Here is a 12,475-nt window from a genome sequence, read left to right as displayed (position 1 = left end):
GGTGGTGGGGGTCAACCGTCCCGAAGCCGCGTCGTCCTCATGCATGGGTGTGGAAGAAGTCATAGACGGCCCGCGCGGTGGCGGCGTTGACCCCCGGCGTCTTGGCCAGATCCTCGAAGGCGGCGCGCTGGATCGCCTTCACGGTCCCGAAATGGTGAAGCAGGGCCCGCTTCCGGCTCGGGCCGATTCCCACGATCTCGTCGAGGGGGTTCTTGATCATCTCGCGCTTGCGCTTGGCCCGGTGCGTGCCGATCGCGAAGCGGTGGGCCTCGTCGCGCAGGCGCTGCACGAAGTAGAGGGTGGGGTCGCGCGGCGGCAGCTTGAAGGGCGGGCGGCCCGGCACGAAGAAGGTCTCGCGGCCCGCGTCGCGGTCCCGGCCCTTGGCGATGCCCACCAGCGCCACGTCGGTGACGCCGATCTCCTCCAGGGCCGTGCGGGCAGCGTCGAGCTGCCCCTTGCCGCCGTCGATGAGCACGAGGTCCGGCCAAGCCGGCAGGGTATCGCTCGGCAGGGTGTCGCTCTCCGGCGGCGCCTCGGGCACGGGTTCGGACGCGCCGCCCTCGCGCGCCGCCAGGGCGGCCTCGCGCGGCGTGCGCGGGTTCTCCTTGACGAGGCGCTTGAAGCGCCGCTGCAGCACCTCGCGCATCATCCCGTAATCGTCGCCCGGCGTCAGCTCCTCCGACTTGATGTTGAAGGTCCGGTAATGCGTCTTGGCGAACCCGGCCGGGCCGGCCACGATCATGCCGCCCACCGCGTTCGTGCCCATGATGTGCGAGTTGTCGTAGACCTCGATGCGCCGGGGCGCGGCCGGCAGGCCGAAGGACTGCCCCAGCGCCACGAGGAGCTTGCCCTGCGAGGCGGTGTCGGCGAGGCGCCGGCCGAGGGCCTCCTTCGCGTTGCGCTGGGCGTAGTCCACGAGGTTCTTGCGCTCGCCGCGCTGGGGCTGGTGGATGTCGACGCGGTACTCGGTGCGGCTCGACAGGGCTGCGGCCAGCAATTCGGCATCCTCGATGACGTGCGAGACCAGGACGAGGCGCGGGGCCGGCTTGTCGTCGTAGAACTGGCCGATGAACGAGGCCAGCACCTCGTCCGGCGTCATGGTGCGGTCGGCCTTGGGGAAGTAGGCGCGGTTGCCCCAGTTCTGGAAGTTGCGGAAGAAGAACACCTCGATGCAGAACTGGCCCGCCTGCTCGTCGAGGGCGAAGACGTCGGCCTCCTCCACGCCCTGGGTGTTCACCCCTTGCGTGCCCTGGATCGCCGAGAGCGCCGCGATGCGGTCGCGGAAGCGCGCCGCGCGCTCGAACTCCATCTTTTCCGAGGCGTCCTGCATCTCCTCGCGCATGCGGTCCTTCACCGCGTTCGACTTGCCCGCGAGGAAGCTCTTCGCGCTCTCGGCGAGGCCCCGGTAATCGTCGAGGTCGATCTCGCCGGTGCAGGGGCCCGAGCAGCGCTTGATCTGGAAGAGCAGGCAGGGCCGCGTGCGGTTCTCGTAATAGCTGTCCGTGCAGGTGCGCAGCAGGAAGGCGCGCTGCAGGGCGTTCACGGTGCGGTTCACCGCCCAGACGCTGGCGAAGGGGCCGTAATAGCTGCCCTTGCGGCGGCGGGCACCGCGGTGCTTGATGATTTGCGGCGCTTCCGAATCGGCCGTGACCAGGATGTAGGGAAACGACTTGTCGTCCCGCATCAGCACGTTGAAGCGCGGCTTCAACTGCTTGATCAGGTTGGCTTCGAGGAGCAGCGCCTCGGTCTCGGTGGCGGTGGTGACGAACTCCATCGCCGCCGTCTGCGAGATCATGCGGGCGATACGGTTGGAATGCGCCTGTCCGCGCGCGTAGGAGCCGACCCGCGCCTTCAGGTTCTTGGCCTTGCCGACATAGAGCACGTCGCCCTTGTCGTCGAACATCCGGTAGACGCCCGGCGAGGTCGGCAGGGTGGTCCAGAACCGCCGGATCACCTCGGTGCCGGCCTTGACCGCGCCATCCTCGAAATCGAAGTCGATCTCGGGGGCGTCGTCGGCCTGCGACGGCTCCTCGTCGGCGTCCTCGGGCCCGACCGAGGCCTCCTCCCGGAACGCGCCGCCGTCATCGAACCCGTCCGGGGGCAGGTCTCCGGAGGATCGGCGCAGGTCTCCCGAGGATCCCCCTCGAGGCGATCGGTCTTTCGCGGGCGGGCGGCTCATGCCGCTGACTTAAGCCTCGGGGATCGGAGAGGGAAGGGGCGGGCGGCGGCCTCCGGTCAGTCGAACAGCGCGTCGATGTCGCCCTGGTCCACGTGGCCGATGTCGTCGGCGAGCTTGGGCCCGTTGAGGAGCGAGCTCTCGTCGTCGATGTCGACCTTGGCCTGGGTGACGCCGAGGATCTCACTGAAGTTGTCGAGGCCGCCCCAGGCCTCGATCATCCGGTCGAGGTGCTCCTCGATGAACTTCAGCACGCCGACGATCTTGTTGATGCGCTGACCGGTGAGGTCCTGGAAGTTGCAGGCCTCGAAGGCGATGACCACGCGCTCCAGGATCGCATCGATGTTCTCGCGGCCGGCCATGGTGGTGGTCATGGCGCGCAGCATGCTGGCATTGGTCTCGATCTCCTCGATCGCGCCGAGGATCGTGCTGGTGGCCCGCTCGGTGGAATCGACCACCGCATCGAGCTCGCCCGCCACCCGGCGCATGCCCTTGCCGGTGTTCTCGGAGCGGTAGAGCGTCGCGATCTCCTGCTTGGTGCGGGTGATGGCCTCCTTCATCACGTCGAGTTCGGAGCGCATGGCGAACGCTTCGTTTAACTCGCGCCGGCAGGCATCGATGGTCTCGAGGGTGCTCGACTGCGTGACCTTCTGAAGGGTCTGGATCGCCGCCAGGATCTCGTCCAGGCGCTTCTCGTTGAGGTTCGCGGCTTCGGCCGAAACGACGGCCGGGGCCGCGATCGGTGCGCTCGCGAGTCCGAGGCTGTCCTCGATGCGGTAACGTTTCGTGGTCATCGGTTGTGATCAGCCGTCAGGAGGGAAGCCCCCTGAGGATGTGCCGAACTGATTGCAATTTCTTCAACGCCGGCACGGTTCGCCAACCTTTACCGCCCGTTCACGCTGACTTCGTTCGAGGGCCTCCAAGGCGCGCGATCGCGAACGATTCACCACGTTCCTTCACCGCGTCCTTGCTGCCGTCCCCGATCCTTGTCGGGCGTCGATCCCCGGACGGGATCGAACGGGACTGGAGCGTTGACGGGCATGCGGTTCGATTGGTGCGTGGCGGTCGCCTGCCTGGCGGCGGGGTCGTGGGGACAGGCGGCGCAGGCGCAATCCCCGGCCCGCGCGGGCGCGTATGGCGGCGGCTTCATCGAGTTCCTGATGAGCGATTCGCCGCCGCGCGGGGCAATGCCGGCGCGGGCCGTGCGCGCGCCGCTCTACGATGACGGCGTCGTGCCGCGCCAGGTCGCCGCCTCCGTTTACGGCGGCGCGGTAAGTTCGCGCGCCCTCCATTCCGGCGATCGCGTGCCGGCGGAGCCCGAGGCCCGCTTCGTCGAAGAGCCCGTCCGGGTGCCGGTGCGGCTCGCGGCCCTCCCGCAGTCCCGCGCCGTCGAACCGGCCGTGGAGACGATCGCGCGGGCCCCCGATCCCCGCTACGGCCGCCAGGTGGTGGCCTATGACGGGCCGCAGCGGCCCGGCACCATCGTGGTCGATACGCCCGCGAAGTTCCTCTACCTCGTCCAGCCGGGCGGACAGGCGATCCGCTACGGGATCGGCGTCGGGCGCCCGGGCTTCGCCTGGTCGGGCCTGAAGTCGATCAGCCAGAAGCGCGAATGGCCGGACTGGACGCCGCCGGCCGAGATGATCCGGCGTCGCCCGGACCTGCCGCGCCACATGGCGGGCGGACCCGGCAACCCGCTCGGCGCCCGCGCGCTCTATCTCGGCTCGTCGCTCTACCGGATCCACGGGACGAACGAACCGCACACGATCGGCCAGAACGTCTCGTCCGGATGCATCCGGATGATGAACGAGGATGTCATCGATCTCTACGAGCGCACGCCGGTGGGCACGCGCGTCGAGGTGCTCTGAACGCGTCTGCGAGAGCGGGTCGTTTGTCGGTTCGGTCGAAAGCCTCGGGAGACACGAAGGGTGATGGATGGTTCGGTGGTCGCCGAGCCATCCTGATCGGGGCAGAGTGGGGGCCAAGCCGGCGGAGAAATGTCGGTCGCCAAAGCCATCGACGAGTCTTGGAACGGCGTTCGTCAGGTGCGGCAGCGTGGCGCCTGCGAATCGCCAAGGCCGCGATCAGGCAATGAGCTCGGACGTCACGTTACTGCATCGGTCAGGATTGAATACCCGCAGCTCACGGCTGCGAATTTCCATTTCGCAATCAACAATGCGACCGCGATTTTTCATCTGTTATACAGGCAAGCGGCTGCTTACTGAGCTTCAGAGTGAGAAAGTAGATTTTCTCTCAACTTGGAGACGAGTTCCGTGACACGATAGGGCTTCTGCAGAAGCTCGAACGCGCTCGCATCCTGCTCCGCCCTCAGATACCCAGAGGTAAGAAGCACATGGATATGGGGCCATTTCTTTCGAACGAGATTTCCTAAATCCAGGCCGTTCAGCGAACCTGGCATGTTCACGTCACTGAACACCAGGCTGATCCCCGGCTCCTGCTCCAGGAGGCGAAGGGCTTCATCCCCGGTTCCGGCTTCGCGCACTTCGAAGGCGAGGGCTTCCAGGGCCGCGACCGCGGTCCGTCGCACATGCTCGTCATCCTCGACGACGAGGACCAGCCGGCCACCACCCTCCAGGGTTTCGAAAGGATCCGTGAGCGGCGGTTCGCCTCGATCCCGGTCTTGGTTGTCGGCCGCCGGCAAGGAGAGCGTGATGCTGGTGCCCTGCCCAATCACGCTCTCGGCCGCGATCGAACCTCCGCTCTGTTGAACGAAGCCATGCACCATGCTGAGGCCGAGGCCCGTACCCTTGCCTGCCTCCTTGGTGGTGAAGAAGGGCTCGAAGACCCGAGCCAGGATCGAGGGCGACATTCCGGTTCCCGTATCCGAGACCGTGATCGCGACAAGCCTGCCCTCCGAACGTTCTCCAGAGGTGTCGTCCTGGTGTCCGACGTCGTCCCGGAGCCGGACCGCTATGGTCAGGCTGCCGCCCTCCGGCATGGCATCGCGGGCATTGACGGCGAGGTTGATCAGGGCCGCTTCCAGCTGCGCATGGTCGACGCAGATCGTCGGCAGCGCCTCGTCCATCGTCAGGGACAGGCTGACACGCTCACCCAACGTCCGGTTCAGAAGCTTGATCAGCCCCGGCATGAAGACGGTGAAATCCAGGGCGGTGGGCTGCAGGGGCGAACGCCGCGAGAAGGTCAGCAGCCGGCTCGTGAGTTCGACGCAGCGCTGCGCGCCCTCGATCGCGTTCTGGACGCGCCGATGGGCCTTCTCGTCGGCACGGACGGAGCCCTGCAGCAGATCCAGGTTGCCGATGACGATGCTCAGCATGTTGTTGAAGTCGTGCGCGATGCCGCCCGTGAGCCGCCCGACGGCCTCCAGCTTCGAGGCATGGAGCAGGCTGAGTTCCAGCTCCTTGCGTTCGGTCACATCGAACCACATCCCGAACACGTCCGAGGCCGTGCCGTCGTCGCTGCGGTTGACGACGATCTGATCGAGGATGTGCCGCTCGGTCCCGTCGGCATGACGCCAGCGGTATTCCAGCGCCGCCGTGCCGGTCTCGGCGACCGACCGGAGCGCGTCGAGGACGTGGCCCCGGTCCTCCGCATTCAGCTGCGCCTGCCAGTGGCCCGGCTCCCGAAACGCCTGCCGGGGAAAGCCGGTGATGCGCTCGATGCTGTCGCTCGTAAACTGCAGGCTTCGGTCGATGTCGTCCAGGGAGGCCGTGTAGAGCGCGATGGGGAGGCTGCGGAGGACGGCGGCCTGATGCTGTTCGCCCCGGCGCAGGGCCCGCTCGGCCTCGAGCTTTTCGCCGCGCACCCGCAGATTGTCGAGGAGCAGCTGCTTCTCGGCGGCGGCCTTCTGACGGATCTCCTCGGTCTTTCGGTACAGGTCGACGAAGACGCCGACCTTCGATTTCAGGATCAGGGGCTGGATCGGCTTGAAGACGTAATCGACCGCGCCCGCCGAGTAGCCCCGGAAGATGTGGATGTCGTCCTTGTTGTGGGCGGTCAGGAACAGGATCGGGACCCCGGACGTCCTCGGGCGGCTCCGGATCAACGCCGCGACCTCGTAACCGTCCATGCGGGGCATCTGCACGTCGAGGAGAATCAGGGCGAAGTCCTCGCGCAGGCTCCGCCGCAGGGCCTCCTCCGGCGAATCCACGAGGACGAGGTCGAGGCCCGCCTCGTCGAGCACCTCCGAGGCGGCGAGCAGGTTGCGCCGGTCATCGTCGACGATGAGGATCTTCGCGCGGATGAGGGGCAGGTTCCCGATCTCCGCCATCCCGTCCGGGGGCTCGGAGCCCGGCAGAGGATGCTGGGGGAGATCCATCATCGGGAGGGTCCCGGCACCGGCGCCGCTCCGTTCAGACCGGATCCGTCCCGCTCAGCCGCAGAGGCGCGCTGTTCCAGCTGGACCCGCAGCACGGCGAGGAGCTGGTCCATGTCGATGGGCTTCGACACGTAGTCCGAGGCACCGGCCTCCAGGCACTTCTCCCGGTCGCCCTTCATGGCCTTCGCCGTGACGGCGATCAGCGGCAGGGCCCGGAAGGCATGGTGGCTGCGAACCGCGCGCATCGTCTCGTAGCCGTCCATGCCCGGCATCATGATGTCGACCAGCATCGCGTCGACGTTGGGATGCGCCTTCAGGAGTTCGATGCCATCGCGGCCGTTCTCTGCGAACAGGACGGTCAGACCATACTCCTCGAGGGCACTGGTCAGCGAGAAGATGTTGCGCAGGTCGTCGTCGACGAGGATGACCCGGCATCCTTCCAGCGAGGCCGGCTCGCGCCGCTCCACGACGATGGGGTCGTGGACGGGGACGTTGCCGATGGCGCGGTGCAGGAACAGGGCCGTCTCGTCCAGGAGCCTCTCGGACGAAAGGGTGTCCTTCAGGATGATGGTCGAGGCGGTCTGCTTGAGCTGGTGCTCCTCCGCGGCGGTCAGTTCCCGGCCCGTATAGACGATGATCGGAAGCTCATCGCCACCCTGCAGTTCGCGGATCCGCTGGATGAGATCCGAGCCGTTCATGTCGGGCAGGCCGAGATCGACGATCGCGCAATCGAAGCGACCGCCATTCACCGCCTCGAGGGCGGCCGCCGCGGTGCCGACCCCGAAAACCTTCACGTCCTCCACGCCGAGCAGGGCCGTGATGCTGGCGCGCTGGTTATCGTCGTCCTCCACGAGAAGGAGGTTCCGGACCGGGCGGGTGATGAACTCCTTCGAGCGCTCCAAGGCCTTGAGCAGGCCTTCGCGGTCCACCGGCTTCTCGAGGAAGCCGAAGGCGCCCGCCTTGAGCCCGCGCTTCTTCTCGTCGTTCACCGAGATGACGTGGATCGGAATGTGTCGCGTGCGGGGATCGTTCTTGAGGAGGTCGAGCAGGGCCCAGCCATCCATGTCGGGCAATCCGATGTCGAGGGTGATGGCGTGCGGCTTGTAGCGGTGGGCGAGGGCCAGGGCCCCGGCCCCGTCCTGGGCGATCAGGCCCTTGAAGCCCCGCTCGCGGGCGAGTTCGAGGAGGACCGAGGCGAACATCGCGTCGTCTTCCACGATCAGGACGATGTGATCTCCCTGGTAGATGATGTGCCGGTCGTCGGCCGAGGCCGACAGCGCCATCGCGGCGGAGGGCTGACGGTTGTGCGGAGGCAGCGACGCGCTGGCTTCGCCCGCTTCCACCGGGGCGTTCGCGCCGGTGGAAGCCGGGGGTTCGAAGGGTAGGAACAGGGTGAAGGTGCTGCCCTGTCCAGGGCGGCTTTCCAGGACGATTTCGCCTCCCAGCAGCCGGGCGATCTCGCGGCTGATCGCCAGTCCGAGGCCCGTTCCGCCGTATTTCCGGCTGGTGGTTCCATCCGCCTGCTGAAACGCCTCGAAGACGATGCGCTGCTTCTCCTCCGGGATGCCAATCCCCGTATCGCGCACCGAGAACGCCATCCACTGGCTGCCGGCGCGCAGCGGCGAGCCCTCGGCCGATCCGATCTGGAGGGTCACGCTGCCGGCCTCGGTGAACTTGAAGGCGTTCGAGAGCAGGTTGCGCAGCACCTGCTGCAGGCGCTTGGAATCGGTGCGCACCGTCGTCGGCAGGCCCGGCGCGACCTGAATCGTGAAGCCGAGCCCGCGCTCCTCGGCGACCTGCCGGAAGGTGCGGTCGAGGTGATCGACGAGATCCTGCACGGCGACGTTGCCGAGCTCGAGGGATACGGTCCCCGACTCGATCTTGGAGAGGTCGAGGATGTCGTTGATGAGGGACAGCAGGTCTGAGCCGGCCGCGTTGATGGTCTTGGCGAATTCGCGCTGCTTGTCGCTCAGGTTCCCGTCCTTGTTCTCGGAGAGGAGCTTCGACAGGATCAGCAGGCTGTTGAGCGGCGTGCGCAGCTCGTGGCTCATGTTGGCGAGGAACTGCGACTTGTAGCGCGACGTGAGCGAGAGCTGCTCGGCTTTCTCCTCGAGCGCCGTCTTGGCGATGGAAACCTCGCGGTTCTTGCCCTCGACTTCCTTCTTCTGGATCTCGAGCAGGCGGGCCTTCTCCTCCAGCTCCTCGTTCGTCGTCTGCAGGCGCTCACGCTGATTCTTGAGGAGGTCCTCAGATTGCTGCAGGGAGGCGGCCTGCAGTTCGAGCCGGTCGTTGGTCTTCTTGAGCTCGTCCTGCCGGCTCTGCAGCTCTCCGGTCAGCAGCTGCGACTGCTTGAGCAGGCCCTCGGTCTGCATGTTGGCGGCGATAGTGTTCAGCACGATGCCGATCGACTCGGTGAGCTGGTCGAGGAAGGATTGGTGGGTCTCGCTGAAGCGGCTGAACGAGGCGAGCTCGATCACCGCCTTGACCTCCTGCTCGAAGAGCACCGGCAGCACGATGATGTTGAGGGGCGCGGCCTCGCCGAGGGCGGAGCCGATGGTGATGTAGTCGCCGGGCACGTTAGTGAGCAGGATGCGCTTCTTCTCGAAGGCGCACTGGCCGACGAGGCCCTGCCGCATGCGGTAGCGATTCGAGAGATTCTTGCGCTCGGTGAAGGCGTAGCTCGCCATCAGGTCGAGGACGGGCTCTCCGGCGTCGTTCTCCACCATGTAGAAGACGCCGCGCTGGGCGTTCACCAGGGACGCGATCTCGGACAGGATCAGGTTCGAGACGGTGGCGAGGTCGCGCTCGCCCTGCAGCATCCGCGTGAACTTCGCCAGGTTCGTCTTCAGCCAATCCTGTTCCGCGTTCTTCAGGGTCGTGTCCCGCAGGTTGCGGATCATCTCGTTGATGTTGTCCTTCAGGGAGGCCACTTCGCCCGAGGCTTCCACCGAGATCGAGCGGGCGAGATCGCCCTTGGTCACCGCGGTGGCCACCTCGGCGATGGCGCGCACCTGGGTCGTCAGATTCGCGGCAAGCTGGTTCACGTTGTCGGTCAGGTCGCGCCAGAGGCCGGCCGCGCCTGGGACCCGGGCTTGCCCACCGAGCTTGCCCTCGACACCCACTTCGCGTGCGACGTTGGTGACCTGGTCTGCGAAGGTGGCCAGGGTCTCGATCATCTTGTTCACGGTGTCCGCGAGGGCCGCGATCTCGCCCTTGGCATCGACCGAAAGCTTGCGCTTGAGATCGCCCTGAGCCACCGCCGTCACCACGTCAGCGATGCCGCGCACCTGGCCGGTGAGGTTGGCCGCCATCATGTTCACGTTGTCGGTGAGGTCCTTCCAGGTGCCGCCGACGCCGCGAACCTGCGCCTGACCGCCGAGCTTGCCCTCGGAGCCGACCTCGCGCGCCACGCGGGTCACTTCGGAGGCGAAGGAGTTGAGCTGGTCCACCATGGTGTTGATGGTGGATTTGAGCTCCAGGATCTCGCCGCTGACATCCACGGTGATCTTCTTGGAGAGATCGCCGTTCGCCACCGCGGTGGTGACGTCGGCGATGTTGCGGACCTGGCCGGTGAGGTTGGCCGCCATCATGTTCACGTTGTCGGTGAGATCCTTCCAGGTGCCGCCGACGCCGCGAACCTGCGCCTGACCGCCGAGCTTGCCCTCGATGCCCACCTCGCGCGCCACCCGCACGACCTCCGAGGCAAAGGAGTTGAGCTGGTCCACCATGGTGTTGATGGTGGATTTGAGCTCCAGGATCTCACCCTCGACCGCCACGGTGATCTTCTTGGACAGATCGCCGTTCGCCACCGCCGTGGTGACCTCGGCGATGTTGCGGACCTGACCCGTGAGGTTGGCCGCCATCATGTTCACATTGTCGGTCAGCCCCTTCCAGACACCACCGACGCCCTTCACCTCGGCTTGTCCGCCGAGCTTGCCCTCGGTGCCCACTTCGCGCGCCACGCGCGTCACTTCGGACGCGAAGGAGTTCAGCTGGTCCACCATCGTGTTGATGGTGGATTTGAGCTCGAGGATCTCGCCCTTCACGTCGACGGTGATCTTCTTCGAGAGATCGCCGTTCGCCACCGCCGTCGTGACGTCGGCGATGTTGCGGACCTGACCGGTCAGGTTCTCCGCCATCAGGTTCACGTTGTTGGTGAGATCGGCCCAGGTGCCGGCGACGCCTTCCACCCGCGCCTGACCTCCGAGCTTGCCCTCCGAACCCACTTCCTTGGCGACGCGCGTGACTTCCGAGGCAAAGGAGTTGAGCTGGTCCACCATGGTGTTGATGGTATTCTTCAACTCCAGGATCTCGCCCCGCACATCCACGGTGATCTTCTTGGAGAGATCACCATTCGCCACCGCCGTGGTGACGTCCGCGATGTTGCGGACCTGGCCCGTGAGGTTGGCCGCCATGAGGTTCACGTTGTCGGTGAGATCGGCCCAGGTGCCGGCCACGCCGCGAACCTGCGCCTGACCCCCGAGCTTGCCCTCGGAGCCCACCTCGCGCGCCACGCGGGTCACTTCGGACGCGAAGGAGTTGAGCTGGTCCACCATGGTGTTGATGGTAATCTTCAGCTCCAGGATCTCGCCCCGCACGTCCACGGTGATCTTCTTGGAGAGATCGCCGTTCGCCACCGCGGTGGTGACGTCGGCGATGTTGCGGACCTGACCGGTGAGGTTGGCCGCCATCATGTTCACGTTGTCGGTGAGGTCCTTCCAGGTGCCGCCGACCCCTTCGACCTGCGCCTGACCGCCGAGCTTGCCTTCCGTGCCCACCTCGCGCGCGACGCGGGTCACTTCGGACGCGAAGGAGTTCAGCTGGTCCACCATGGTGTTGATGGTCAGCTTCAGGGCGAGAATCTCCCCCTTCACGTCCACCGTGATCTTCTTCGAGAGGTCGCCTCGCGCCACGGCCGTGGTCACCTCGGCGATGTTGCGGACCTGGCCGGTGAGGTTCTCGGCCATCATGTTGACGTTGTCGGTGAGATCCTTCCAGACACCACCGACACCCTTGACCTGGGCCTGACCGCCGAGCTTGCCCTCGGAGCCCACCTCCTTGGCCACGCGGGTCACTTCGGACGCGAAGGAGTTGAGCTGGTCCACCATGGTGTTGAAGGTGGATTTGAGGTCGAGGATCTCGCCCTTAACGTCGACGGTGATCTTCTTGGAGAGATCGCCATTTGCCACTGCCGTGGTGACTTCGGCGATGTTGCGGACCTGACCGGTGAGGTTGGCCGCCATGAGGTTCACGTTGTCGGTGAGGTCCTTCCAGGTGCCACCGACACCCTTGACCTGGGCCTGACCGCCGAGCTTGCCCTCCGAGCCGACCTCGCGCGCCACGCGGGTCACTTCGGATGCGAAGGAGTTGAGCTGGTCCACCATGGTGTTGACCACCTTGCCGATGCGCAGGAACTCACCCCGCAGGGGGCGCCCCTCGATCTCGAGCTGCATGGTCTGGTTGAGATCGCCCTTGGCGACGGCGCCGATCACGCGCGCGACCTCGGTCGTGGGCTGGACGAGGTCGCCGATCATCGTGTTGACCGAGTCCACGCAATCGTTCCAGCCGCCCGTCGCGGCCGGCAGCTTGCCGCGCTCCCCGATTCGACCATCCTTACCGACGGCCCGTGCGACCCGGTCGAGTTCGCGCGACAGACCCTGGTTCAAGTCGACGATGTCGTTGAAGGCCTCCGCGATCTCGCCGTCGATTCCGGTCAGGTCCAGCGGAAGGCGGGTTGTGAAATCGCCCTTGCGGAAGGCCCGCAGGCTTTTGAGGAGGAGTTTCGGCTCGAGCTGCGACGTGGTCAGCGTCATTCGGGAATACCTTCGGCGCAAGGGCCTGAGACCGGACAATCCGGCTGGCGGCCCCGTAACTCTGCAACCTCAAGACGGCATCGGATTTTGAACTACCTCCGAACCGGGCCTCAGGTTGAGCCGCGACATAATCGCTTGAACGGGCAAAAGCGAGCGAATTAGGGGTACCGAGAACAGCCACCGCTACTC

The 12,475-nt window shown here is 66.2% G+C and carries 5 protein-coding genes; 1 reads left to right on the top strand and 4 read right to left on the bottom strand.

The features are described 5' to 3' along the window. Positions 1–37 precede the first annotated feature (37 nt). The gene (gene uvrC / locus OF380_RS03830; protein WP_264049467.1) at positions 38–2,179 is read right to left on the bottom strand and encodes an excinuclease ABC subunit UvrC; all 2,142 of its coding nucleotides are present in this window, start codon (positions 2,177–2,179) and stop codon (positions 38–40) included. Positions 2,180–2,235: 56 nt separating this feature from the next. Next, positions 2,236–2,970: a protein phosphatase CheZ gene (locus OF380_RS03825; protein ID WP_264049466.1), complete on the bottom strand. Its 735-nt coding sequence runs from the start codon at positions 2,968–2,970 to the stop codon at positions 2,236–2,238. Between the two features lie 246 nt (positions 2,971–3,216). Here OF380_RS03825 and OF380_RS03820 point away from each other — a divergent pair, with 246 nt between their 5' ends. Then, on the top strand, positions 3,217–4,044 hold the full coding sequence (locus tag OF380_RS03820) for a L,D-transpeptidase (protein ID WP_264049465.1): 828 nt from the start codon (positions 3,217–3,219) through the stop codon (positions 4,042–4,044). Positions 4,045–4,394: 350 nt separating this feature from the next. Here the strand turns inward: OF380_RS03820 and OF380_RS03815 are convergent, their stop codons facing one another. Beyond that, on the bottom strand, positions 4,395–6,425 hold the full coding sequence (locus OF380_RS03815) for a response regulator (protein ID WP_318784663.1): 2,031 nt from the start codon (positions 6,423–6,425) through the stop codon (positions 4,395–4,397). 47 nt (positions 6,426–6,472) lie between these two features. Beyond that, positions 6,473–12,286 (bottom strand): HAMP domain-containing protein, encoded by a 5,814-nt coding sequence (locus OF380_RS03810; RefSeq protein ID WP_264049463.1) that lies wholly within the window; start codon positions 12,284–12,286, stop codon positions 6,473–6,475. Positions 12,287–12,475: the final 189 nt, after the last annotated feature.

The organism is Methylobacterium sp. FF17, assembly GCF_025813715.1.
GTDB lineage: Bacteria > Pseudomonadota > Alphaproteobacteria > Rhizobiales > Beijerinckiaceae > Methylobacterium > Methylobacterium flocculans.
This window is presented reverse-complemented; position numbering and strand designations above follow the sequence as displayed.